At 58.6% G+C, this 25,548-nt stretch carries 18 protein-coding genes and 2 pseudogenes; 13 read left to right on the top strand and 7 right to left on the bottom strand.

The window, feature by feature from the left end; all coding sequences use genetic code 11:
* Window positions 1-792: pseudogene (locus IRZ24_RS03085) on the top strand (hypothetical protein); the annotation flags it as partial.
* A 246-nt stretch (window positions 793-1,038) separates the two neighbouring features.
* Here the strand turns inward: IRZ24_RS03085 and IRZ24_RS03090 are convergent.
* Window positions 1,039-2,658: an AMP-binding protein gene (locus IRZ24_RS03090; protein WP_297160428.1), complete on the bottom strand. Its 1,620-nt coding sequence runs from the start codon at window positions 2,656-2,658 to the stop codon at window positions 1,039-1,041.
* A gap of 387 nt (window positions 2,659-3,045) precedes the next feature.
* On the opposite strand from IRZ24_RS03090, the pseudogene IRZ24_RS03095 reads away from it, so the two are divergent.
* The 3 genes and pseudogenes from IRZ24_RS03095 (at window position 3,046) to IRZ24_RS03105 (ending at window position 7,166) form a co-directional block, all read left to right on the top strand.
* A pseudogene (locus IRZ24_RS03095) lies at window positions 3,046-4,679 on the top strand (GxGYxYP domain-containing protein).
* Window positions 4,676-6,334, top strand: a complete 1,659-nt coding sequence (gene mftF, locus IRZ24_RS03100; protein WP_297160430.1) for a mycofactocin biosynthesis glycosyltransferase MftF — start codon at window positions 4,676-4,678, stop codon at window positions 6,332-6,334. Before IRZ24_RS03095 ends, mftF begins: the two are co-directional and overlap by 4 nt.
* Window positions 6,335-6,344: 10 nt before the next feature.
* Window positions 6,345-7,166, top strand: coding sequence for an alpha/beta hydrolase (locus IRZ24_RS03105; RefSeq protein WP_297160431.1), 822 nt, complete (start codon window positions 6,345-6,347; stop codon window positions 7,164-7,166).
* Window positions 7,167-7,358: 192 nt separating this feature from the next.
* On the opposite strand, the gene mftC is transcribed toward IRZ24_RS03105, so the two are convergent.
* Window positions 7,359-8,612: a mycofactocin radical SAM maturase gene (mftC, locus tag IRZ24_RS03110; protein WP_297160432.1), complete on the bottom strand. Its 1,254-nt coding sequence runs from the start codon at window positions 8,610-8,612 to the stop codon at window positions 7,359-7,361.
* Window positions 8,613-8,647: 35 nt separating this feature from the next.
* Window positions 8,648-8,962, bottom strand: a complete 315-nt coding sequence (gene mftB, locus IRZ24_RS03115; protein WP_297160434.1) for a mycofactocin biosynthesis chaperone MftB — start codon at window positions 8,960-8,962, stop codon at window positions 8,648-8,650.
* 371 nt (window positions 8,963-9,333) lie between these two features.
* On the opposite strand from mftB, the gene IRZ24_RS03120 reads away from it, so the two are divergent.
* The 3 genes from IRZ24_RS03120 (at window position 9,334) to IRZ24_RS03130 (ending at window position 12,363) form a co-directional block, all read left to right on the top strand.
* Entirely contained in the window at window positions 9,334-10,968 is a 1,635-nt protein-coding gene (locus tag IRZ24_RS03120; protein WP_297160436.1) for a penicillin-binding protein 2, read from the top strand.
* A gap of 341 nt (window positions 10,969-11,309) precedes the next feature.
* Window positions 11,310-11,519: a mycofactocin precursor MftA gene (gene mftA, locus IRZ24_RS03125; protein ID WP_297160438.1), complete on the top strand. Its 210-nt coding sequence runs from the start codon at window positions 11,310-11,312 to the stop codon at window positions 11,517-11,519.
* Window positions 11,497-12,363: a mycofactocin-coupled SDR family oxidoreductase gene (locus tag IRZ24_RS03130; protein ID WP_297160440.1), complete on the top strand. Its 867-nt coding sequence runs from the start codon at window positions 11,497-11,499 to the stop codon at window positions 12,361-12,363. Before mftA ends, IRZ24_RS03130 begins: the two co-directional genes overlap by 23 nt.
* 294 nt (window positions 12,364-12,657) lie before the next feature.
* On the opposite strand, the gene IRZ24_RS03135 is transcribed toward IRZ24_RS03130, so the two are convergent.
* Window positions 12,658-13,614, bottom strand: coding sequence for a VOC family protein (locus tag IRZ24_RS03135; protein ID WP_297160442.1), 957 nt, complete (start codon window positions 13,612-13,614; stop codon window positions 12,658-12,660).
* Window positions 13,615-14,005: 391 nt separating this feature from the next.
* Here IRZ24_RS03135 and IRZ24_RS03140 point away from each other — a divergent pair, with 391 nt between their 5' ends.
* The 4 genes from IRZ24_RS03140 (at window position 14,006) to IRZ24_RS03155 (ending at window position 19,044) form a co-directional block, all read left to right on the top strand.
* A complete protein-coding gene (locus IRZ24_RS03140; RefSeq protein WP_297160444.1) occupies window positions 14,006-15,112 on the top strand; it encodes a Zn-dependent alcohol dehydrogenase in 1,107 nt (368 codons plus the stop codon).
* Window positions 15,113-15,570: 458 nt separating this feature from the next.
* Window positions 15,571-16,734 (top strand): thiolase family protein, encoded by a 1,164-nt coding sequence (locus tag IRZ24_RS03145; RefSeq protein ID WP_297160446.1) that lies wholly within the window; start codon window positions 15,571-15,573, stop codon window positions 16,732-16,734.
* Between the two features lie 3 nt (window positions 16,735-16,737).
* Window positions 16,738-17,856, top strand: coding sequence for an acyl-CoA dehydrogenase family protein (locus IRZ24_RS03150; protein WP_297160447.1), 1,119 nt, complete (start codon window positions 16,738-16,740; stop codon window positions 17,854-17,856).
* Window positions 17,857-17,862: 6 nt separating this feature from the next.
* Window positions 17,863-19,044 carry an acyl-CoA dehydrogenase family protein gene (locus IRZ24_RS03155; protein WP_297160449.1) on the top strand — a complete coding sequence of 394 codons (1,182 nt, stop codon included), beginning with the start codon at window positions 17,863-17,865 and terminating at the stop codon, window positions 19,042-19,044.
* Window positions 19,045-19,573: 529 nt separating this feature from the next.
* Here IRZ24_RS03155 and IRZ24_RS03160 read toward each other — a convergent pair.
* Together IRZ24_RS03160 and IRZ24_RS03165 are read right to left on the bottom strand one after the other, a co-directional pair.
* A complete protein-coding gene (locus IRZ24_RS03160) occupies window positions 19,574-19,789 on the bottom strand; it encodes a hypothetical protein (protein WP_297160450.1) in 216 nt (71 codons plus the stop codon).
* Between the two features lie 700 nt (window positions 19,790-20,489).
* Entirely contained in the window at window positions 20,490-20,867 is a 378-nt protein-coding gene (locus tag IRZ24_RS03165; protein ID WP_297160451.1) for a hypothetical protein, read from the bottom strand.
* 263 nt (window positions 20,868-21,130) lie between these two features.
* On the opposite strand from IRZ24_RS03165, the gene IRZ24_RS03170 reads away from it, so the two are divergent.
* On the top strand, window positions 21,131-21,847 hold the full coding sequence (locus IRZ24_RS03170; protein ID WP_297160453.1) for a ComF family protein: 717 nt from the start codon (window positions 21,131-21,133) through the stop codon (window positions 21,845-21,847).
* Here the strand turns inward: IRZ24_RS03170 and IRZ24_RS03175 are convergent.
* Window positions 21,834-22,841, bottom strand: coding sequence for a hypothetical protein (locus tag IRZ24_RS03175; RefSeq protein ID WP_297160455.1), 1,008 nt, complete (start codon window positions 22,839-22,841; stop codon window positions 21,834-21,836). The genes IRZ24_RS03170 and IRZ24_RS03175 overlap by 14 nt on opposite strands.
* Window positions 22,842-23,525: 684 nt before the next feature.
* Between IRZ24_RS03175 and IRZ24_RS03180 the strand changes: the two genes are divergently transcribed.
* The coding region (locus tag IRZ24_RS03180; RefSeq protein ID WP_366914223.1) for a glycoside hydrolase family 48 protein at window positions 23,526-25,548 on the top strand (2,023 nt) is incomplete at its 3' end.

Here is a 25,548-nt window from a genome sequence, read left to right on the forward strand (position 1 = left end):
CGGCTCGACAAACAGTGGACTGGCTATGCTGGCCCGACGCTGCTGGCCTTCCTGCTACTCTTAGTTCCCTATCTACTTTTTCTGATGCTGGATCGACGAGCTGGCGTAGATGGGAAAGAGAAAGCGCTTCACACAGGAGAGGAGAAAACAGGACCGTTTTCCGTGCTACGCTTCCTGCGTCTGGTCAGCGGCGGTCTGGCCTCGGCGGCTGGCCTGCTGATGCTCTTTGTACTAGGCATGATTTACCGTCCACTGGCTCCCTCGCCGCTCGGGGGGGTGCTCACTGTGCTGAGCTTCTTCATCGCGGCTCTGGCCGTGGGCGGCGTTATGACCTCGATGTGGCTTGGTCACTGGTACCTTGTCACACCTGCCCTCAGCGAGCGTCCGCTTTTATTCAGCACGGCAGTAGTCTTAATTGCGATTGTCTTCCAGATTCTCTTGACGCTAGTCGGTGCCACAGTAGGCAGCCCAGCCATTTCAACTGCGGCCACTCACGCAACTCAGTCTACAGCCACAGCCATCGCTACGCCGATGCCCACCTCAAGCGCTCTTAGCACTCCTACAGCCGTCAAGCCAGCCGGCGTCCCGACGGTCAGTCCGCTGAGCATGGATGTCCTTGGCTGGTTGCGCATCCTGCTCGGCTTTGCCTTCCCGCTTGTCTTGGGTGCCCTCACCTGGAAGCTAGCGCGCGAGCGCTCGTTTCAATCGGCCACCGGCATGCTCTATCTGATCGTTGTCATGACCCTGGCGGGTGAGGTTCTGGCGCGCGGCATGTTCCTGAGCGCCCTCTGATAGACCTCTAACAGGATCAGGCTCGCCGCCTCGTATCGACTACCCGCGGCAGGATCGCAAGAGCTACAAGGCATGAAGGCCGCAGACCAGAGCGCTCTGCGCTTACTAAAAACAGGGTGAGAGCAGCATGCAGCCAAGCGGTCAGCGCTCTCACCCTGTTGCACATGCAGCGTCTTCAGCAGGAACAGCCAGCCTGCTTCTTCAGATGGAAAACCTGCTTTTCCAGCCACAGGCCTGAGCCATATATCAGAGCGTTTGCTGCTCGGCGGCGCGCCGTGCGCGCTCGCGCTCCTTCAGCTCGCGCCGCAAGATCTTCCCCGAAGGGACCTTGGGTATGGCATCAATGAATTCGACAAAACCCAGGCGCTTGTAGCCGGCCAGGCGCCCGTTGACGAAAGCGATCAGCTCCTCGGGGGTCACGCTCTGACCCGGGCGCAGGACGACAAAGCCTTTAGGCACCTCACCCGCTTCGGGATCAGGCACAGGGATAACTGCCGCATCCATGACCGCTGGATGCTCCAGCAGCAGGGCCTCAATCTCGGCGGGGGCGATACCAAAGCCCTTGTACTTGATCATCTCCTTCTTGCGATCAACAATGTAGGTGTAGCCGTCCTCATCGACATGACCAATGTCGCCAGTATACAGCCAGCCATCGCGTAGCGTCTGGGCCGTCTCTTCGGGTGCCTTCCAGTAGCCTTTCATCACCTGGGGGCCCCGAATGATGATCTCCCCGTCCTCACCAACCGGTAGCTCCCGCGTACCGGTCTCGAGATCGACAATCTTCTGCTCGGTATTGTGCACTGGCAGGCCAACGCTCTCCAGTCGCACCAGAGCCGGATCTTTCGGCTGAGCATGAGTGAGCGGCGAAGCCTCAGTCAGCCCATAGCCCTGGACAACTTGAATGCCTGTCTTCTCCTGCACCTTGCGCGCTGGCTCCGGCGCCAACGGAGCTGCACCAGAGAAGATATACTTGACACTCTTGAGCTTGCTCAAGTCAATGGGAGCATTAGCTAGCGCCAGAATAATGGGAGGCACTGCAAAGTAGTAGGTGACATTATATTTCTCACATAACTCCAGGGATTGGAGCATATCAAAGCGCTCCATAATGATCTGGGTCGCACCACAGGCCAGGAAACCACCGGTCAGCATCACACCATAGATGTGATAGAAAGGCAAGAAAAGGAGTGCTACATCGGTGAAACTTGTCTGAAGTGCGGTTGTGAACTGGAGGTTATTGGAGACAAGATTGCGGTGCGTGAGCATGGTGCCCTTGGGCAAGCCAGTCGTACCTGAGGAGTAGGGGAGAGCCAGGAGATCATCGGGGTCGATCGGGACCGCCGGCGGCGCCTTTGGTGAGGATTCGCGCAGCAGGCGTCCAAAGGGAATCGCCTGAGGCATGCCTTCAGGTACATGACTGCCTGTCACGATGATATGTTTCAGGTTGGGCAGCGACTTCTGGGCTAGTACAGCCTGCAGCAGCGGCAATAGCTCGCGTTGCACCAGGATAGCGCTGGCCTCCGAGTTTTCTAGCTGATAGGCGATTTCACGCTCTTTGTAGGAGGGATTCATCGGGGTCACAACTAGACCGATAGAGGCCGCCGCAATGAAGGTAATAGTGTACTCCGGTCGGTTGAGAGTAAATATGCACAGCCGCTCACCCTTGCGCAGCCCTAGATTGTAAAGCCCGTTGGCAATGCAGTTCACCATCGAGACAACCTCTCGATAGGTCAGGCTGAGATCGTGGTAGATGATCGCTCGCCCATCAGGGTTGCGCTCCGCTGCTCTGCGCAGCAAGTGATCATAGGGAACTTCCGGGAACTCAACGGGAGGTCTGAACAGCTCGGGAGCAAACATTTTCTCTGGCATGTTCCTATCCTTTCTTGACCCGGCCCTGGGTCCCAACTGCAATGCGGATTGCAGATGCTCTTGCAAGCAGTAAGAGCAGGAGAAAAAAGCTACCGAATGTTGAGGAGACGCGGTAGCCCTGTTCTGCTCAGCTTCGCTGCTTTCGCAGGCTTGTATAGTAGGATACTCCAGAGCCGTGAGCTGGTCAATACGGCATTCATTCTGGTCTTGCAGATTGCTGCGGTAGCGCGGCGAGTACGGCTGAGCAGTCTTCTCTTGACGAGAGGGGGCCAATGCTCTATAATCCCTTTCGCAGGAAGTGATGGTAGTCAGTGTCCGCTGTAGCCCAACAGCAGCACAGGCAGCGCGCCCGGCTGCTGCCAAAGCAGAAAGGACCTGTTCCCCTCTATGGATGCCGACCAGGGCGCGGCGCCGTCCTCTCTTGACTGGCCAGCGACCTCCTTTTTCCCACATTTGAGGTTGCCACAACGCCTGACTGTGGCTGATCTGCGTCATGCCTCCTTTGCAGTCAAGTTGGCGGCAAGCACGCTAGCCGGCCTGGTGAATGTGCCACAGCCGCAGCTCTATCTAGTGACCTATGATGATGACCTCTTCTGGTTGGAGGTCGCTCTCTCTCCCTGGGTGGTAACCCAGGAGACACTGGCAGTCTCGGGGGAGGCCCTGCTCAGGGAGCTTGTGGCTCGCTTCCAAGAGCGTCTTGCCGGCTTCATTGTCTATGATCCGCAGTGCCCTGCGAGCATCAATGTGGCAACGACCTTGGCCGGTATCTCTGGAGCGGTGGTTACGGCCTCCGAGTTGCTGCCGCTGCTGCAGTCGGTCTGCCCAAAGCCAGTCTTGATCGATCTGCGCCGCCTCCAGTGGCGCAGTGAGAGTCTTGCCTATCGTTGGGCGCGGGAGGCCTCCCAGGCCCAGCGATCACGGCGATTGCTGGCGGGTATGAACCCAGTGATCGCCAGCGGCCTGCGCTCTTTCCTGGTAGCAACACGCACCTTTGTCCATTGGCTGGATTCACGAGCCTGGCTCCCCGCTGCAGGTCAACAGCGCCAGCTTCTGGAGGAGCTACTAGCGGACCTCGATCCTGGTGGCGTTCACCTGGGCTGGTTTCCAGACGAAGGAAGCGGGGTAACCTTGGCTTCAGAGCAGGCGATTGCCGTTCTGGCCAGCGACCATTGTAGTAACCTGGAGGTGTGGACCGCTCTGCAGTCACCCGGACTACTTGGACGCCTCCAGCGCCAGGCTCAGCACTACCGACGTCAGTGCGCCGAGCGCCCTTTACCTGCCCTGGAGCCACGTGTCTATCTGGCTATGACGATCAGCGATGGCGATAACTTGCAGTATACGCAGCATCGTATGCTGCATCTGTGGCGCGATCCGGCTCGCGGTAGGCTGCCACTCGGCTGGACTATCGCGCCCGCCCTGATGGAGGCTGCCCCGCTCTGGCCACCTATTACCTGGAGACGGCTAGCCCCCAGGACGAGCTGATCGCCGGTCCTAGCGGCGCCGCCTATATCTTTCCCTCGCGCTGGCCCGTGGATCAGCTACCAGCTTTCTTGGAACACAGCCAGCGCTTGCTTACAGGCATGGGCCTCTGCCTGCTGCAGGTGCTTGACGGCGATTGGCGTCAGGACTTGGGTCTACCGTTCCCCGCAAGTATGCGTCTGACCAGCGTTGAGCGCCAGCGCTCCTTTATCGAGGCTCTGCAGCCTGCTGGTCTGCGCGGCCTGTTTACGGGCGCCGGCGGTCTCTCTCTAAGCTATAAGAAAGTTGCAGGCCTGCCTGTCTATCATAATCTCGGCCTTGTCAGCAGTGTCTCTCAACTGGTGAATCTTGTCAGGGGAATGCAGGCTATACATCGCAAGCGTCCGCTATTCCTCCATCTCTACATCTTGGCCTGGCGCCTGACACCTAGCGCTCTGTTGGAAGCTCTTCAAAGCCTGGGTGAGGCGGTCTGTCCAGTGACTCCAGGTCAACTTCTGCAGTTGATTGCTCAACACGAAGCGGGGGGAAGAGAGAAGGAATGAGCAGACAGAGCATTTCGTATCCGGCGCCTGGCCGCTATCGCCTGGCCCCTGGGCTACGTTTGCTGGATGGCCCAGAGGGGCAGTCAGGGGGGCTGGTCATCGCGTCTTATCCGCTGCGCGTTCTGCGCCTTGGTCAGCAGGCATGGCAATTGCTCAAGCTGTGCCGCCAAGAGCGTAGCAGTGCGGAGCTAGCTCGCCTGAGCGGACTTCCCCCCCAGCGGGTGGCTTCGCTTTGCGAGCGCCTCACTGCCCGCGGCCTACTGGAGGCTGGCCCACCACCACCGCCAAAGCAGTGGCCCGCGGTCTCAGTAATCGTGCCAACCTGCAACCGTGCCCATCAGCTTGAGCGTTGCTTGCAAGCTCTGCTGGAACTGGACTATCCAGCTCAGGCCCTGGAAGTCATCGTGGTTGACGACGGTTCCCGCGATCGAACTGCAGCGCTGCTCGCTCGTCTGGCGCCAGTTTTTGCCAGGAGAGGCGTGAGGCTGCATTGTCTGCGCCATACCCGTCGCCAGGGCGCCGCCTCTGCGCGCAACAGTGGTGCTGCCGTGGCCCGTTACGAACTACTGGCCTTTGTCGACGATGATTGTGTGGTTACCCCGGGCTGGCTCACAACCCTGGTACCTCTCTTGGCCGAGACCCAGGTGGCCGCTGTGGGCGGTCAAATTCGGGCCTATGAGACAGGCAGCTCCCTGGGACGCTACGAGGATGTCCGGTCCTCGCTTTTTATGGGATGGCAGCCACAGGAGGTGCGTTTGAGCGGGCCGTTAACCTATCTGCCTACAGCCTGCTTGCTGGTGCGACACGAGGCATGGCAGGCCGTGGGAGGCTTTGCCTCTCTGACCTGCGGCGAGGATGTCGATTTCTGCTATCGATTGCTCGCTCAGGGCTGGCGCATTCGCTACTGGCCTGCTCCAGAGGGCACGGTCTATCATGACTACCGCACACGCCTCGTGACGTTCCTGGGAACCCGCGTGCGCTATGCTTCGGCTGAGGCGGTGCTTCAGCAGCTTCATCCCGCACAGCGTCGGATTTTGCTGCTGCCACCACTTGAAGCGGGCTTCGCCGCCCTGACAGTTGGGGGCCTCTGGCAGATGCTGACCGCCGGCCTGGCTGGTCACTCTCTGCAAACCAGCGGCAGGCAGCAGCAGCGCCGGATGGGTACACTGGGCTGGGCGCCGCTCTCGCTCTTGCTGGCTTTATTGTTCCCCAGCGTCAGCCTCTGGCGCCGTTGGCGGCTTCTTCGCCTGGCCCACGTATCGCTGACAGCCTGGCAAATCTGGCGGGCTACTCTGCGCAGTTACCTAGCCTACACTTACCATCTTTGCCGCCATCTGACACGCTACTACACGCTGGCGCTGCTCGTAGCAGGCCTGCTTTGGCCGCCGCTATTGATCTTGGCGGGTCTGCTCCAAACTATCGTAGTGAGCGTTGATTATGCGCGCCTAGGCCCACGCCTGAGCCTCCCAGCCTTCGCCCTGTACTCACTGCTCGAAGATTGCGCCTATGCTCTCGGTCTGCTACTCGGCTGCTGGCGGCGGCGTACCTGGCAACCTTTGCTGGCCGTGATACAATGGAAGCTCGCTCAACCATCCAACCCAGGTTCATCATCTCTACCTTCGGTTGACTCACACGATAATGCTGAAAGGAGGTGACGCAGGCATAATGGCAGGAAGACCGCAACCAGAATGGGGCTTTATTGAGGCTCGCGGCACCCGACTCTACTATGAGGTCGCCGGTCGCGGTCATCCCCTGGTCCTGCTCCACGGCGGGCTGCTTGACCATCGCGTCTGGGACCCTCAGTTCATGGAATTCGCTCGCCACTACGAGGTTGTGCGCTATGACCTGCGCGGCTTCGGCCGTTCGGCAATGGGTAGCGTCGAGTACTCAGACGTGCGTGACCTCTACGACGTCCTGAATGATTTGGCCATCGACCGTGCCTACTTGCTCGGTCTTTCACAAGGCGGCAGGGTAGCCATCGATTTCACTCTAACCTACCCTGAGATGGTGGATGCCTTGATTCTGGCCGCCGCTAATATTAGTGGCTACGATAACTATATGCCGGAGACCTTGGAGCGCGGGGAGCGCATCGCCGCCGCCGCCCGCGCCAGGGACAAGCAGCAGCTCTATGAGCTGTGGGCCAATGATCCAGCTATGCCGCACGAGGATGAGTATCCCGAAGCAGCACAGCGCTATCGTGAACTTCTACGCGACTATAGCTTTGTGCATTATCTGAATCCAGTGCCCAGCCAGCAGCTCAATCCTCCTGCCCTCCAGCGCCTGGCCGATATTCGCCAGCCGACGCTGATCCTCATCGGGGACGCCGATTCGCTGGAGCTGCAGGCCCAGGCCGATCTGCTCGAGGCTGGCATCATCGATGCCAAGAAGGTAGTCATTCGTGGCGCACGCCACATGCTGAACCTGGAACGTCCCGAGACCTTCAATCGTGCCGTGCTGACGTTCTTGCGCAGCCTGGAACGCCGCTAGCCAGGCAGCGGCGGGGCCAGTAAAACAGGGAACGAGCAAGCCCCTACGTTGGTCCAGTACTGCTCACCAAGGGCAGCGCTAGACCTCACCTGACCGCCGCTGCCTGCCGGCGACCTTCCTTTTAGCCATCGACCACCCCTCCTGTCCTGCCTCCCTCCGCTGCTGCCAGGCCAGTACTCCGCCGTCACATTTCTATGCCTCCTCCTGGCAAGCGCCATCTTGGCTGGTCACAGACGAGCATCTAACCGCAGCCGTGATTGCCCCGTAGGGAGTCTCTTGCTTAGCAGCCAGAGGATGAGTAGGGCTGTCAGCAAGGACACACTCGGGATCACGCCCCTGCAGGCTCTGCAGGACAAACCACTTGGTGGCAGGGCAGCCACCATGACAGAGATCGTAGCGCAGACAGCCACTACAGGCGCCAGCTCCCATCTGACGGTAGAAGGCAAAGACCGGCGAGCGCTGCCAGATCTCGCGAAAGCTCTGCTCATGAAGATTCCCCGCCTCAAACTCAGGTGCCTGAAAGAAGGCACAGGGATAGACCTCTCCCTCGGGACAGATACAGCAGGTGGCGGTTGCAGCACCGCACATGTCGAGGCCCGCCAGGCGCTCGCCAAAGGCATTGAGGTGAAAAAACGAATCAGCGGTCAGGACGTCGGGATGCTCTCGCAACCAGGCAACAAAGTCGCGATACTGCTCACGCGTCGGATGAAGCTCAGCCCATACGGCACGACCGCGCCCAGAGGGTCGCAAGCGTGTTACACGCAATTTAGCATTAAAGTTCCTAGCAATGGCATAGAGGCGATCCAGTTCAGGGAAGCTATAGCGTGTCAGAACGCTATTGACAGTCAAACTCAGATTCGCGGCTGCCAGGCGCTCCAAACCACGCAAGGCACGCTGGAAAGCGCCTTGTCCACGAATACGATCATTGGTCTCAGGGGTAGCGCCATCGAGACTGACCTGAAAATAAATTGGTTCTAAAGCGGCCAGGCGCCGAGCGCGCTCAGACGTTATCAGCGTGCCATTGGTGCTGACGCACATCACCAGGTCACGTTCGCGGCAACGCTCCAGTACGCGCCAGATGCCTGGATACAGGAAAGGCTCGCCGCCTCCAAAGTGGATCTGGAAGACCTGCATCTCAGCCAATTCGTCGACTAGAGCAAGAGCCTGGTCGGTCGTCAGCTCACGCGGGCGGCGTTTCCCAGAAGAGGAAAGGCAATGCACACACCTCAGATTACAGGCAGCCGTGATCTCCCAGGTCACAGTGATTGGAGCCGAGAGTCCCCCCAGCAGGAAACGCTGCGAGCCACTGACCTGGGCAGGCGACAGCGGCTTGCCAGTCTCAGCAAAGGCGGCTCTGGCTAGAGGATGAAGAGCTAGCGGTCCTGGCCGTTCGCAGCTCTTAGCTCCCGAGCGACCTCGCCCAAGAAACTGTACGAATTGAGTCATGCCCTCCTTGCTCCTTCCTGAAGTAAGCAGGCTCTCTACTCTGCTGTCGTAGTGGTCACTGCTTCAATCGCTACGTAGCCGCGTCTGACCAGCTCATCCAGCGCCGTATAGAGCCGGGCTTTGCTAGCTGCGGAGGAAACGCGCTCTTCGATAGCTGTACTGAGATCGCCTGCAAACTGCTCCCGCGCTATCAGCAGCAGCTCTACCAGAGATCTGGAATTGATGAAAGAGAGCGCTCCGCGATCAGCGCAGCCATACTTGTAGAGAATACCACCAAAGGCCTCACGCCGGATCTTGACCTCGGGCAGCAAACGATAGCGGTACCCTGCAGGATGCGCTGTCATGGTCATAACTGTCCTTCTTTCCGCCTAATGGTAGGCGCCCACATGCATCGAGACAAGAGGGGAGAGGGAACAAGCGTTCCTTCGAATGCCGGGCCAGCCCGCCTCTCCTTGGCGCGAGCCGGCAGCAGGAATTGGATCCAGAGGAAGCATACTCAGGGATCCATCCCAGCGTCAAGGCCAGGGGTCCCAAGCGTTAGATACTCTAGGAGAGCAACCTTGTCCACGGCTCCCCTTTGTTAGCTAGAATACTTGGCAGGCAACACACCGCGTGCTACACTTGCCTGGATCTTACCTGACGGCAAGCAAGATCAATAGAAGAGACATCACAGGCAAGAGAGCACAGAACTGTTCCGAGATAGACGCAAGGATCGAACATCATGAATATCCATTCGGCCATACGCCGTCTCAACCAGATCTTCATCGTGCTCTTCCTTGGGCTGAGCCTCGGGCTGGTCTACTGGCAGGTAGCAGTCGCGCAGCAAGTCACCTCGAACATCCATAATGTGCGCCAGTGCATGAAAGATCACGCTCCAGTACGAGGCAAGATCTATGATCGCAACGGGGTGCTCCTGGCCGAGTCCAAGCCAATCGATCCCAACAACCCCTTTAAGGGGGTACTCTGCGGCTACCAGCGCCACTACTATCTTGATGGGATGCCCTCGCTGGCTAATCTGATTGGCTTCTATATCAGCCCGCTCTTTAACTCAACAGGGATCGAGCACGCCTTTGACGACTATTTGAGCGGGCGGGCCGGTCTAACGGAGCTGACCAATAACCTCAACTTGATCCTGCATCGTCCCCCTGTGGGTGATAATATCTACCTGACTATCGACACGCGCATCCAGAAAATTGTCGAGCGCGATTTCGATAAATATGCTCCAAGTTACAATCCCGCAGTGCCTGAACTCAGGATCGATAATGAGAATGTTTTCGCCACAAATCGCGGTGCAGTGATCGTCACCGATCCCCACACGGGCGAGATTCTGGCGATGGTAACCCGCCCCACCTATGACAGCAATCGCGTTGCCGCCGGCGATCTGGCCTACTACAACCAGCTCCTGCGCAATCCAGATGCTCCCCTGTTGGAGCGCCCGCTCCAGGGCCAGTATGTGCCTGGTTCGGTATATAAGGCCCTGACCCTTTTAGCCGCGCTCGATACCGGTACCTACCAGCTCAATACCCCTTCCTTCGACTATCAGCATGCGGTCGGGCCAGTGACCATCGGCGGCGAGGTCTTCTCTCCTCAGTTGAGCAATATCTATCGCGCCAGCTATGCCCGCACGTTCCCTGTGAGCATGAATATGGGCTTCTCTCACTCGGATAACGTGATGTTCGCGGTCATTGGCGCGAAGCTGGGAGCCGATACCTGGCTGGAATATAATAAGCGTTTCTACGTCGGCCAGGATATCCCCTTTGACTTACCCGTTGCTCGTAGCTCGGTTCTTCCGCCTAACGGGCAACTGCCTGCTAACCTGCTGGCAGAGAACTCTTTTGGCCAGGGTGTGGACCTCGTGACCCCCATGCTCATTTCTTTGATCGACGATGCAATTGCTAATAATGGCCAATTGATGCGCCCAATGTTGGTTTCGCGCATTCAGGCACCAGATGGCACGATCATTAAGTCGATGTCGCCGCAAACGCTGGGCACGCCTATCTCGGAGCAGACAGCCAGCTCTGCCCGAGAGGCCATGTACGGTGTCGTGCGCTGTGGTTCAGGCTCGGTGATCCCTGAACTCTACGGCTCCCCCTGGAATATTATCGCAAAGACCGGCACCGGCCAGGTCGGTGGTGGTAAGGCCGCCCACGGCTGGCTGATGACTCAGGCCCCCTACCAGGACCCGCGCCTGACTATTGTGAGCATGCGCGAGAATGCTGGTGAGGGCGCGAATGTCAATGGTCCGGCGGTGGCAGCTATGTATAATGACATTTATACCAGTGTACTGAAGCTGCAGCAGCCAGCTCCTGCTGATCCTTCGGTGCCCTATTGTGCACAACACGGCCTATGGACCTGATCATGGCTTAAGCCTGTCAGGCCGCATGGTTGCTTTCTTCAGGCTCCGTGCTCTTTGGCGCTTCTCTCTATGCCCGGCACGGAGCTTCTTCATTGCATAGCTCCGCCCTTTTGCCCTCTATCTCCTCTCTGCCACCAGCAGCGATGTGCACAGGTTTGCCTGACCTTGCCAGCCGCTTCCGAGGATGGTATGCTTGGAGAGAAGAGACTTGAGCAGCCAGCTTCAGCAGAGAAACAGGCGCCGCTTCTTCAAGGTCTTCGTCTTCAAGAGCCGGCTCCTTTTCTCTGGCCACGAGCAACGCTATCTTAGCAGGTCAGTCCTAGCAAGGAGCAAGAACAGTCATGGATTCGCTTTTTGAGCATGCGTGGTCAGCCCTAGATGGCGTGCAGTCCGAGTCTATGCAGACGGAGCCAGCTTCGGCCCCCTCGCTGTCAGATGAGCTGGCCCCCAGTGTCGCCGAAGAGCGCGCGCTAGAGCTGGATGAGGAGGAGTTTGAGGAGGAGCTAATTATCGAGGACTTCACGATCGATGGCATCTGCGGAGTTTACTAGTCCGGTGGCTGGTATGCGCTTCCGCGATCGCGTGGTCTTCATTACCGGCGCGGCGCGCGGCATGGGTCGCGCGCATGCGCTGGCTTTTGCCCGCGAAGGGGCACGCCTGGTCATCTGCGATGCCTGTCGGCAATATCGAACGGTTCCTTACCCACTGGCCCACCCCGAGGAGCTGACGGCTGTGGCTAGAGAAATCGAGGCGTTGGGACGTCCAGTGATTGCCGCTCAGGTGGATGTAACTGACCTGCCAGCGATGGAGGCACTGGCTGAGCGCGCTCGCCAAGAGCTAGGGCCGATCGATGTGGTGGTAGCTAATGCCGGCCTCTACTCCTTCGCTTTAAGCTGGCAGATGACCGAAGAACAGTGGGATGAGACTGTCAATGTCGATCTCAAAGGGGTCTGGGTCACGTGTAAGGTGGCTATTCCTCAAATGCTGGAGCGGCGCCAGGGTAAGATTATCTGTATCGGCTCAACCGCTAGCTTTAGAGGGATGGACCATCTGGCTCACTATGTGGCTGCTAAGCACGGGGTCATCGGTCTGGTGAAGACGCTGGCTCGCGAGTTGGCTCCTTACAATATCAATGTCAATGCCGTCTGCCCTACAAGCGTGGCTACGACTATGTGCCTTAATCAGGCGCTCTATGATCTCTTTGCCGGCGGCCCGGGCCCCCAGGCTACCTATGAGCATATGGTAAGCCAGATGAATCAGATGAATCTCTTCAGTGATCGCAATCTGTTGCCGCCCGAGGATGTGAGCGCTGCCGTCCTCTGGCTGGCTTCCGACGAGGCGCGTCACTTAACGGGCTGTGCCTTGCCCGTCGATGCCGGTTATCTGACTCGCTAGCCAGACTCTTGATCCCCTTCTTCCTTTCTCTCGATCCTTTCCTTGCCGGTTAGCTCTCTGGCAGTCGACGCATGGTCCTTTCCAAAGAAAGAGTGAACCACTAGCAACCAGGGGATCCCTTTCCCCTCTTTCGACTGAAGCTGCTCTTTTGCAGGTATGATCAGGAGCAGCCCAGCAGGCCAGGAGTGCTGCCCCAAGGCCGCTAGCTGCGGCTGCCCCCTCCTTGCTGATCCCCAGTCGGTAGGCTACTAGCCGCGCGCCACTCCAACGCTCAGTTACCGTGCGAGCTGGCCTTTAGTGGAGCCAGGTCTTTAACTGATCAAGCCGGCGCTTCCCTTCAGGCATGAGAAGCACAAGGTGACGCCAAGGATCGCGAACAGCGATAATCTCACCATGACGCTCAAACGGCCAGCGTCCCCTTTCCAGACGCGCAGCGACCTGCTCAAGCGCGACCTGGGTCGGCAGTTCAATGGAGAAGAGACGCAAGCCAAGGCTGCCCTCGGATGGCGCTGGCGCTCCTTGGCTTTCCCAGATATTTAGGCCGAGATGGTGATGGTAGCCCCCTGCCGAGACAAAGAGTGCTCCCGGTACGCGAGCAGTGATTGCGAAGCCGAGCAGTTGGTGATAGAAACGCTCGGCCTGGCGCAGGTCAGCCACACGCAGGTGTACATGTCCAACAGTGGTGCCGGCGGGCAAACCTCGCCAGGGATGCCGCTCTAGTTCGCTTCTTCCTTCGGCAAACATAGCCTGCAGATCAATGGGATCAGTGGCCATAGCGACCTGGCCATCGCTCCAGCGCCAGGTCTCGCGTGGACGATCGCGATAGATCTCGATGCCATTTCCCTCGGGATCAGCCAGATAGAGCGCCTCGCTGACGAGATGGTCAGCATATCCCCCAAGCGGGTAGCGCCTGGTCACGAGTTGGGCTAGCGAGCGCGCCAGGGCAGGCCGTGAGGGTACCAGAATGGCGAAATGATAGAGGCCAGTGCTCCAGGCCGGTGGCCGGGCCGCCCCAGCTTTCTCAATCAAGAGGAGCAGCGGCTGACTCAGGCTCACTGGCTGGTCCTCTCCTTCGCCCACTCCCAGCCAGGCCCTCCGCTCATCCTTGCCAATGAGGTGAAAACCCAGTACCTCTTGATAGAAAAGCTGCTCTCGCTCTAGGTTGGCTACCGTCAGGGCGACCAGGCCTATGTGCGTCGTAGCAGGCAGCCCAGCCTCTCCGTCGATACTGATTTTGTCTGGCTTCTTCATAGCTGCTGCACGGCCTTGGCTGCTGCGCCGTGCCCCTCCTTTCTTCACGTTCCGAACTCGTCTCTATTCGCTGCTTCAATCAGGGCCATGAATGCGTGGCCGGGCCGCTCTGGGCCTTCCTTTGTCGTCAATCTACTCTCTTACTTACAAAAAGTAAGAGTGACACAGCAGTATACCCCATGGAGGGAGTGAGCGCAAGGCTTAGAAGGCGGGGTTTGTTATGAGCCGACAAAAGGTTGTCAACCTATTGCATCACGGCAACATTGTAGACAAAGCATCCATTCCAGTATACTTATGGATGATCGTATTTGTCGCTGACTTGGGTAGCCAGTCCGGGCAGCGCGCCGGCCCGGGGCTCTCAGTGTTCCCAAGAGGAGAGAGGACTTCAACGATGAAAACCAGAACTGCAGTCATCTACGAACCTGGTACCCCCATCCGCGTTGAAGAGATCGAGCTTGACCCACCCAAAGAACAGGAAGTACTCGTACGCATGGTAGCCGCTGGTGTCTGCCATTCTGACTACCATGTGGTTAAAGGGGACCTGCCAGCTTACCTGCCAATGGCTCTCGGGCATGAAGGGGCCGGCATTGTCGAGCAGGTTGGCCCTGGCGTCAGCGATCTGAAGCCGGGCGACCATGTGCTCATGAGCTTCATTCCCGCTTGTGGTAGCTGCCCTTCCTGCGTATCCGGCCATAGCAACCTCTGCGACAAAGGAGCGGGCACGCTGAGCGGGCCTTTGCTCGATGGCACTTTTCGTATGCACGGTGAGAAGGGGAACATTGGCCAATTTTGCTACATTGGTAGCTTCAGCGAATATACCGTGGTGCCCGCTATGTCGGTGGTCAAGATCGCCGACTATTATCCCTTGAACCGGGCTGTGCTTGTGAGCTGTGGCGTTCCCACAGGGGTCGGCTCCGTTATCCACCGGGCCCGCGTTACGCCCGGCAGCACAGTCATGGTCATCGGCTGCGGCGGTATTGGCATGAATATTGTACAGGGAGCGGCTATCGCCGGAGCACGGATGATCATCGCGGTCGACATTCACGACTTTAAGCTGGAGAAGGCCAAGGAGTTTGGTGCCACCCATACTATCAACGCTAGCCAGGAGGACCCCGTCAATAAGGCTCTAGAGCTGACCTGGGGCGTCGGCGTCGACTATGCCTTTGAGGCGATTGCTACCCCGGAGACTATTGCACAAGCTTTCAATGCCACCGCTAAAAATGGCACCGTGGTAGTGGCCGGCCTTTCGCCCTTCTTAGCACAAGCCATTCCCATCTCCCCGCTCAATCTTGTCCTCTACCAGAAAACTCTGATGGGCACGCTCTTCGGCGATTCGCAGCCACGCAATGACATTCCCATGCTGCTGCGCATGTATGAGAGTGGTAAGCTTAAGCTTGATGAGCTGGTGACCCGCACCTACAAGCTCGATCAGATCAATGAGGCATATGAGGATCTGCTGGCAGGGCGGAATATTCGTGGCGTGATCGAGTTTAGCTAGCTAGCATGCCTCCGACTCCTTCTCTTGCTCGTTCGGGCAAGGGTCCGGTTCTAGATGAGCGCTTTGATCGTTGCTGGGCTGCCTGGCGAAAACCACAAAAGCAGCTCAGGGAGAACACGAGCGGCCCCACATCCTTCCTGTCGACTCTCAGAAGGATGTGGGGTCAGGTTGGTAGCTGGCCGCTATTCTCCCTTGTCTCCTGTTTGCCAAGCTGGCAGGTAAGGAGAGAAGAGGAGAGGGTTCGCCAGCCTTACTCAGGCCCTGCTTGCCTTCTCCTGCTCCGCTACCAGGCCCGCTCGGGGGCCAGTCTGTTAGCTGGCTACTGGTAAAAATCCGAACCGATCACGTACAATAACTCCAGTGAAGGCGTGATTGTCTGTCCCGACTGCCGTCGTCGGAGATGGCTGCCCAGTGGGCAGCGAGCGAGAGACGAGGCAGCAAGCAAAGGAGCAAGGACCATGAAGCACCAGGAAGCTGTCATTGTTGCAGCGGTTCGTACCCCCATTGGCATCGGCAAGCCTGAGAAAGGCAAGCTCACAGGTATTCGCCCCGACGAGCTGGCCGCTATGACTCTGGCCGAGGTAGTGCGCCGGGCTGGCATTGAGAAAAGCCTTGTTGAGGATGTGATTATGGGGTGTGTGACTCAGATCGGTGAGCAAGGCCTCAACATCGGGCGGGTGGCGACTCTCATTGCTGACTTCCCCGTCGAAACCTGCGGCGTCAGTGTGAATCGCATGTGCGGCTCCAGCGAGCAAGCCATTCATTTTGCTGCTCAGGCTATTATCTCTGGCACTATCGACGTTGCCATTGCCGCCGGCGTCGAGAGCATGAGCCGTGTCCCAATGGGTTCGGACAAAGCCGGCGCCGGTTTCAGCGAGAAGCTGCTCGCGCGCTACCCATTGGTGCCACAGGGCATTTCGGCTGAGCTGGTCGCAGAAAAGTGGCACATTACTCGCGAAGAGGCCGACGCCTTCTCGCTAGAAAGCCATCGACGCGCAGCCGCTGCCACGGCAGAGGGGCGCTTCAAGCAAGAGATCATGCCGATCGAGGTGACGCTACCCGATGGCAGCCGCGAGGTTATGACCAGTGATCAGGGTATTCGCCCCAATACCTCGCTAGAGCAACTGGCCGCCCTTAAGACCGTCTTCAAGCCCGACGGCATTATCACCGCCGGTAACTCCAGCCAAATCAGTGATGGTGCCGCCGCTGTTCTGCTGATGTCTGATAGCAAGGCCCAGGAGCTAGGCCTTAAACCCCTGGCGCGCATTGTGGCTATGGCCACCGCTGGCGTTGACCCCGTTCTGATGCTCAGCGGGCCGATCCCCGCTACGCAGAAGGTTCTCAAGAAAGCTGGCCTCCGGCTGGCCGATATCGATCTTGTGGAAATTAATGAGGCCTTCGCTTCAGTACCACTGGCCTGGGCCCGCGAGCTTGATCCAGATATGAGCCGTGTCAATGTCAACGGCGGTGCTATTGCTCTGGGCCATCCCCTCGGAGCCAGTGGCGCTCGTCTCATGACTACGCTCGTTCACGAGCTCCAGCGTCGCGGCGGACGCTACGGACTGCAGACTATGTGCATCGGTCACGGCATGGCGACAGCCACAATCATCGAAAGGATCTAGCCTATGCTCGACTTTGCCCCAACAGAAGAGCAGGAGGAGATTCGCAAGCTCGCCCAGAGCCTCGCTCTTGACCATCTGCGGCCCCACGCCCGCAGGGCCGAGGCCGAGCAGGATAGCTCAACGGAACTGCGGCTAACGCTGGCCCAAACCGGTCTGACTTCGCCTTTTCCCGAGGAGTACGGCGGCTCTGGCCCGCTAGAAGCCGTGACCTATACCTTGATCGCTGAGGAGCTGGCCTATGGCGACCCCGGTCTGGCCCTCAATATTATCGGCTCTTTGATGGGGCCGCTTACGGTCTGGCTAGCGGGGAGCCATGAGCAACAGCAACAGTATCTTCCCCCTTTCTGCAACCCAACGAGCGGCTACCTGCAGCGCGGCAGCCTGGCTTTCGCCGAGTCAACCGGCACCTATAGGCTGGCAGATATTCGCTTGCAAGCACGCCGTACGAGTGAGGGTTATCTCCTCACTGGCACGAAGCGCGATGTTGTGCACGGTCAACGTGCCGATCTACGCGTGGTGCTGGCACGCCTGGTCGAGAACGAGAACGAGAACGAGGATAAGGTCGCTGAGGGCAAGCTCTGCGCTTTCGTGTTGCCCAGCCCCCTGGAGGGTTTGAGCATCCAGGCCGAAGCAGAGAAGCTTGGTTTACAGGCTGCTCCCAGCGCTCGTTATCGCTTCACTCAGGCTCAGGTGCCAGCCAGTGCCTTGCTCGGCGAGGCGGGCAGCAGCGGCGTCGTACGCGCCGCTACCCTCTACCAGATATTGCGCGCCGCGCTTGCCTGCGGTACCGCCCGCGCCGCTTTCGAATATTGCTCGGCCTATGCCCGCGAACGCATCGCCTTCGGACGTCCAATTGTCTCTTACCAGGGGATCGCTTTTATGATCGCAGAGATGGCGATGAAGCTTGATGCCGCACGCTTGCTGACATGGCGTGCCGCTTGCTCTTGGGATCGCGGTGAGGCTGATGAGACGCTGATCCGCGAGGCCGAGAGCGCTCAGCGTCAGGCCATTAAAATGGCTCAGGCGGCCACAACGGATGCGATTCAAGTCATGGGTGGCGCTGGCTTCATGCAGGACCACCCCGCTGAGATGTGGATGCGTGATGCAGCCGCGATGGAGTGATGCCCCATGATCGATTTCACTTTGAGTAAAGCACAACAGGCGGCCCGCGAGTACGCTCATCAGGTGGCCCTGGAGGAAATGCGCCCGATCTCGCTCGAATGCGACCGCACTGAAGAGATCCCCGAGTCGTTCTTCTGGAACATGCAGCGTCGTTACTGGGGCGGAGCCGCGGCTCAGGCTCGGGCCTTTGGTCAGGATGAGGGCGTCAGACAGGAGAATTTGCTGACAGTGATTTCACAGGAGGAAATGGCCTGGGGCGACGCTGCCCTTGCAACGGCCATTCCTGGGCCGGGCTTAGCTGCTCCCCCTATTCTGTCACAGGGCACCCCCGAACAGCAGGCCCGCTTTCTGGGCATCTATATGGATGGCCAACTCCATTGGGGCGCCCTGGCTCTCACCGAACCGGGCATCGGCTCTGATGTGGCCGGCATGTCAACCACTGCTGTGCTGGACGGCGATGAGTGGGTGATTAACGGTCACAAGCATTATATTACCAATGGTGCTCGTGCCGACTTAATTGTGACTTTCGCTACGATCGATAAGCGATTGGGACGCGAGGGCATCCGTCCATTTGTGGTTCCTAAAGGCACACCGGGTTTGATTGTGGGGCGCATCGAGAAAAAGATGGGTCTACGCGCTTCCCAGACCGCAGAACTGATCTTCGATAACTGCCGCATTCCTAAAGAGAACATGCTTGCCGGACGTGGCGAGAAGAAAGAGGGCTTCAAAGCAGCGATGGGTACGCTCGACGCCACCAGGCCGATGGTGGGTGCCATGGCGGTGGGCATCGCCCGCGCTGCCTATGAGGCGGCCTGGGAATGGCTCCGTGAGGAGTTGCCCGCTGGCTATCCTCCTCAGCAACGGCGCGCCTGGGAGGAAGAGCTAGAGGAGCTAGGCCAGGAGATTGAGATGGCTCGCTTCCTGGTCTGGCGTGCTGCCTGGATGGCCGATCGCCGGATTCCTAACTCCAAAGAGGCCTCCATGAGTAAGGCTTACGCCGGGGCGCTGGTGATGAAAGCGACCGCGACGGCAGTGCGGATCACTGCCCCTGGCGAAGATAGTGAGCGCAAGCAGTTGATCCAAAAGTGGTTCCGCGACGCCAAAGTCTTTGATATCTTCGAGGGAACCGCTCAGATCCAGCGCCTGGTTATTGCCCGGCGCCTCTTTCCCAACATCGACATTCCTTAAAAGGCTGCCAGGATCAGCAGGTAACAACGAGCGGGAGGGATACGGGCCGAGGCAGCTAGCTAGCTCGCTAGCAGTAATAGGCCAATTATTTGCCCGGTAGAGCAAGCCGGGAGTGTCCTGAGATCGGGATGGCGCCGATGATGGTTCCGAACAGGTAGTGTTGGCCTTTCTGCCTGCTGAGCAGTAGTGCAAGCAGCACTGCGTCCGTTCCCTCCTGCAGCGTCTCGTCTGGCCAGCGGTCTGCTATTATGGCGGGCAGAAAAAAACGGCACCGCCGGGAGCCTGCGATCCTGGGAGGTCTGGCCCTCTGACACTGGCTGGCTCAGGCCGGAAAGGCCGGTAGGAAAGGCTAGTTCCAGACAGAGCGGCTGTACGTTCGTCCCGCCACCACTCTACTGCTCGCCTCCTCCTTTGCAGGCCCTGGCTGTTTCCGCGTTTATCCGTTATCGCCGCCAGGTCAGCCGGTCCGTGATGAGGCCACCAGGGCAGTTCAGGCTGACGGGCGCCGGCAGGTGCCGCCTCTTTGACCTTAGCGCGTGGCTTCTTCCTCGTCGAACTGCTCTTCTTCTTCGTCCGACGGGTCAAGCATTTCTTCTTCCAGCTGCTCGTCAAGCCACTCGTCCAGGTCGCGATAATCGCGTTTGACGAGGCGACGCCGTCCTTCAAATTCGCGCTCACGCTCCCGCTTGTATTTGAAGCGTGAGCGCTTCATGTCGGCGCGCTTGTCACGCAGCTTTCCTCGCACGCTCTCACCTCCTCTCTACGCGGGATTGGCACGCATTGAACCAGACACCACCGATTAGAGGTCCTACTGAGACATCCCTGCAATGCGAAAGCCTCTCCGTCAGCGCAGGCTCCTTCATCTTGTGCACAGAATGCATCTCAGGTCGGGACAAAGAGCCTTCCTGGTCAGGGTAGGAGTAGAGGAATCGTGCAGCTTGGTGGATACCAGGCCCATACCGTCCTCACATCATCAGCGCAATGAACCCTTTCCTTCCTGGAGGAGAACTGTCGAGACAGTGGGAGGGAACATCGGGGAAACAGGCAGGCGGTGCATGGCTCTCCGGCCTGCCAGGCTCTGCCATTGATAGGAGGGAACCGTCATCATTGTTGCACCCTCACGAGGCTTGCCTTCCTTGCAGTAGACCTCCTCGTAGGCGTCGCTTCTGTACATGGTTCCTGCAATGGATCGAGAAGTTAAGTATGAAAGTCTGAGAATGAGTGTACCTACAGCGCTTCTAAAAGTCAAGAGCCTCTCCGCTGTTCCTCATGCTGGCAAGCAGGCCCATTTCTCCGCTACAGTCACGGCAGCGGGGGAAGCCAGCTTCGGCTGACTGATCGGGAAGGGTTGCCGAAAAGGAGAGCGCCGTAGGGCGGGATGCGCTCCTCCTGGCTGACTATCCTGCTCCCAGAAGAGAAACGGCTTCCCGCCTCGGCGCTTTATCTCAGGTTCGGTAGTTCCAGCTATCGGTCAGGAAGATCTTCAGCAGCCCTCGGGCGATCAGCGCGGCGATCACAACTTCAATGACAATCATCGTGATCCACAACCAGGCTAGGGGTACTCCCTGGTGAGCAGCCGCTGACTCTCCATTGAAGGAGGTAGTTATTAGCAAGGTGATTAAGAGCACCAGAGGCACGAGGAAGAGGGCCACCGAAGCCAGTATGATAAAGGCTGGAATAGCAAGCCGCCACCAGCCGGAATCTCGTAGGCTCTCGGTTTTTGCCGTGCCAAAGGCATGACGCTCTTCTGTTGACTGTCCCGCCGTTCCCGCTGACTGACTGCCAGCACCCGCGGTACTGACCTGCTGTTCCTGTGCGCTCATTGAGAAAACCCCTCTTTCCATAAGGCATGATGGCTGGTTTCAGTATACCATATCGCTACGTCAGCAGCGTCTCGTTATACTGCCCGCCTCTTGCAACTCTGGGTCCAAGAGGTTATCCTGCCCTTCGATGTGGACAACTGGGGGCTGTCGGTGGTCGGCAAGCAACAGAGCAAGCGCCAAGGCCATCTTGCGCCTTGCGCCACTTGGCCCCGCAGCAAGGTGGTCCGCTTGCGAACCCAGCAGGAAGGGAGAGGGCACAGACCTTGAAAGGAAGAAATCATGTCTTTGCTCAGTGGACAGAGCATCTGCTAGATTTACTCTTTCCGCCGCGCTGTGCTGGGTGTGCCAGCAGCGGGAGCCTGCTCTGTTCTGCTTGTCAGCGAGCGATCGAGCAGCTTCAGACGCCGCGCTGTTCGCGCTGTGCCCTCCCCTGTCACGGTTCCTGCTGTCGGCGTTGCGCTGCACCTACTCCGAGCTTCTTCGCCTTGCAGGCTGTCGCGCGCTATGAGGAACCGCTGCGCACCTGTATCCATCAGCTGAAATATCAAGGCCTTACGCGCCTGGCGCAGCCGTTGGGGAGCATGCTGGCCTGCACCTACCGGCGCTATGGCCTACAAGCCGATCTTGTCATCGCTGTACCACTCCACGCCGAGCGCGAGCAGCAGCGCGGCTATAATCATGCCCGTCTCCTGGCAGACGCCTGCGCCCACGAGCTAGGATTACCTTGCGCTCATGCGGCGCTAGCCCGCGTGCGCGCCACCGCTGCTCAGGCGGGCCTCTCCGCCTGCGAGCGTCAGCAAAATGTGACTGGTGCTTTTCGCTGCCAGTCCCAGTGGACTGATCCCCCTCTGCATGGTAGACGTCTGCTGTTGATCGACGATGTTTGTACAACAGGAGCGACGCTGCAAGCCTGCGCCACAGCCCTCCGCCAGGGAGGAGCCGGCCCGATCCAGGCCCTGGTGCTGGCTATCCCTGGCTAGCCTGGCCAGGAATGGCGATCACAATGGGTCCGGGATTCTCCACGCCTGTTGGCCCGACGGAGAAGATCGCGTAGGTGATGCCTTTCATCGAATGGAGATTCTGATGCGCCAGTGAGGAACTGTCTGTGTAGGAGGTCCCTTTTACGGTAGCTAACAGGTGGAATTGCTGATCCACGTCGGAGATTTGTCGATAGACTTCATAGGCTACGGCGTGCTGACCGGTCTGCCAGGTCAAGATGATGGCGCCGTTGGCGTCAAAATGATAGCCGCCGTTTCTGGGAGCAGCCGGGATCTCTCCTGGCGCGATCCACCTAATGCGCGTATTAAAGGTCACAACAACATCGCTGGCGTTGGCATTGATGAAAGCCGAAGGATTGTAATACTGCTCGTAGTGAACAGTCAATTGCTCTTTGAGCAAGGTTCCCTCAAAGGTAATGGAGACGGTCCCAGCCTGCGAATCAACGTTTTGACTATAGGTGATCTGCACTCCCCCGTTGGCCGCCGCTCCAAGATGGGCACTGACGGGCGGGACTCCAGGGCTGTAGATCTTCATGGCGCTGTTGCTGTCGATCACAAAGAGCAGATGGCGCAGTTCTTCCGTGATCTCTTGGCGAATCGTCTGCTCATCAAGCGGAGTGACATCGCTATCGCTGATGACTACTCCTCTGGCCAGTGTGAATTGCAAGGGGAGGACCAGCACGAAGTTGCCCGGCACATGCAAATCAGCACTATCCCAGGCAGGAGCCGGCGGCGCTGTGGCCCTAACGCTGGCAGTGGAACTGCCTGCTTCGGTCGCCGTGCTCGTGGGCGTTGCCGGAGAAGGCGTCACCCCCTCTTGCTGCGCAGCATTCCCACAGGCCACGGTGATAAGCATAAGGCTAAGTACGATGATTACTGTCAGTAGCCTGGGCATGAGCTGAGCAGAGATCTGCCACCAGGCGAGCCGCTCTGAGACCCTCTCTCGTTCGTAGGGTCGCTTGCCCATTCGCGACATGTTCACTGTCCGTCCAGTGCAGCATGCGGGTTGAAGACGCTGTTTGCCCTCTAGCTAGCTATAGAATAGCCGTGGAACAGAGAGTACTATACCTGACAGCTTATACCTCTACCAGAGCAGTTACTAGACATCCACTAAACAGCCTTGGACAGGCTCGGCTCTTTTTCCTTAGAAGCCTCCCCCTTGCTCCGTCATTTTGCTCACCTCCCTTCCCTCCGCTCTCTCCGCTGCGCCCTACGCTTACTATCTGCTCATAGGCTGCCTAGTAGCTGCCGTTGTCCCCGCTGCGCTCGCTCTCCTACAATAGGGGTACCGCAGGTTCTCCGCAGTCGTTTGCCTTTTTTATACAGTCTGTTCGTAACCGGTCACGTAAGCGGTTGCGGAAAGGCATGCAGGACCAGGCAAACGGAGCGGAGGAGTGAAAACGAGAGGAAGAGGGCCTGAGTGCCTCGCGAGCGAAAGGAAGGAGGTGAGAGAGAGCAGGTATGCTGCTCGGAGCTTTTCCGAAGGGAATGGCCTGCCCTCGTCCCGGAGAACGAGCAGAAGGCAGCGATGTATACCGTCTCTTGCAAGCAAGAGGGCAGCAAGAAGACCTGCCAGTGAAGATTTCCGGTGCAGTTTGATAGCAAGGAGGTTAGTGTGAATCGAAAAAGGATTTTGCGCACCGCATCGCTGGGGCTGGTGATGCTCGCCCTACTAGTTGGTGGAGTCCTTGGCCTCCAGCAACTGGCCATCACGCGGGCGGCCAACCAGAGCACCAGCGCAGCTCAAGCCACATCGGTCTACACGCAGCGCTTTCTGACGCTCTATAACGAGATCAAGAACCCGGCCAACGGCTACTTTAGTTCACAGGGAATCCCCTATCATTCGGTGGAGACCCTGATCGTCGAGGCCCCCGACTACGGGCACGAGACGACCTCTGAGACCTTCAGCTTCTGGATCTGGCTGGAGGCGACCTACGGCGAGGTGACGGGCAACTGGCAGCCCTTCATCAACGCCTGGCAAACAATGGATAAGTATATGATTCCCGCGCATGCTGATCAGCCGACCAACAGCGGCTACAATCCTAGTAGCCCCGCTCAGTACGCGCCGGAGTCGCCTAATATCACTGATTATCCGACCCAGCTCGATTCGAGCGTGCCCGTCGGGCAAGATCCCCTCTTCAACGAGCTGCAGCAGACCTACGGCACACCTGATATCTACGGTATGCCCTGGCTGCTCGATACCGATAACTGGTACGGCTATGGCCACTGTGGCGATGGCACGACCAAGCCCTCCTACATTAACTCTTACCAGCGTGGCTCGTCGGAGTCGGTCTGGAAAACCGTGGTCCATCCCGAGTGCGAGACCTTCACCTGGGGCAGCAACGATGGTACAGGTTTTCTGAGCCTCTTCAACAAGCCGGCCCCCGGTGGCAGCTATCAGCAGCAGTGGCGCTATACTGATGCCCCTGATGCCGATGCGCGCACCATCCAGGCGGCTTATTGGGCTTATACCTGGGCCAGCGCACAGGGCCAGGCCAGCACGATCTCTGCGCAGATTGCCGAAGCTGCCAAGATGGGCGACTATCTGCGCTACAGCCTGTTCGATAAGTACTTCAAGACGATGGGCTGTCAGAGTCCGAGCTGCCCGGCAGGTAGCGGCAAGAACAGCGCGACTTATCTACTTGGCTGGTACTATGCTTGGGGTGGAGCTCTGCCCTCCGCCGGTAACTGGGCCTGGCGTATCGGCTCCAGCTCTGCTCACCAGGGTTATCAGAATCCGCTGGCAGCCTGGGCTTTGAGCAACGTCCCCGCGCTTGAGCCAAAGTCGCCGACCGCGCCAAGTGATTGGGCGACCAGCTTGCAGCGTCAGTTGCAATTCTATCAGTGGCTCCAGTCTGCCGAGGGCGCTATCGCTGGTGGTGCAACTAATAGCTGGGATGGCCACTATGGCACGCCACCCGCTGGGGACCCAACCTTCTACGGTATGGCCTACGACTGGGAGCCGGTCTATCATGATCCTCCCAGCAATAACTGGTTCGGCTTCCAGGCTTGGTCGATGGAGCGCCTGGCCGAGTACTACTATGTGACCGGCAATGCGACCGCCAAGTCGATCCTCGATAAGTGGGTCGCCTGGGCCAAGTCGGTGACTACGGTCAATTCGAACGGCACCTACTCGATTCCCTCAACCTTGAACTGGAGCGGCCAGCCCTCGCAAAACTGGACGGCCAACTCAACGCCGGTGCCCAATACGAACTTGCACGTGACAGTGGTCGATACGACCACGGACGTGGGTGTGACGGCAGCGCTGGCCAAGACCCTGCTCTTCTACGCGGCGAAGTCGGGCGATACCTCTTCGCGCACGCTGGCTCAGACGCTGCTCGACGATATGTGGAACAATTATTCGGATAGCATTGGGGTCTCCAATCCTGAGACCCGCACCGATTATAACCAGTTCAACGACTCGGTCTATATTCCCTCGGGCTGGACCGGCAGGAATGCCCAGGGCGCAACGCTGAATTCGTCGACGACCTTCCTGACGGAGCGCCCGAAGTATACGCAAGATCCGAACTGGCCCAAGGTGCAGGCTTATCTGAATGGTGGCCCGGCTCCCACGTTCAACTACCATCGCTTCTGGGCTCAGGCCGATATCGCGATGGCGATGGCCGATGTGGATATCCTCTTCCCGCCTTCGTCCTCCGGTACGCCAACGCCCACCGCGACGG

This window comes from Thermogemmatispora sp., assembly GCF_019683755.1.
Taxonomy (GTDB): Bacteria; Chloroflexota; Ktedonobacteria; order Ktedonobacterales; family Ktedonobacteraceae; genus Thermogemmatispora.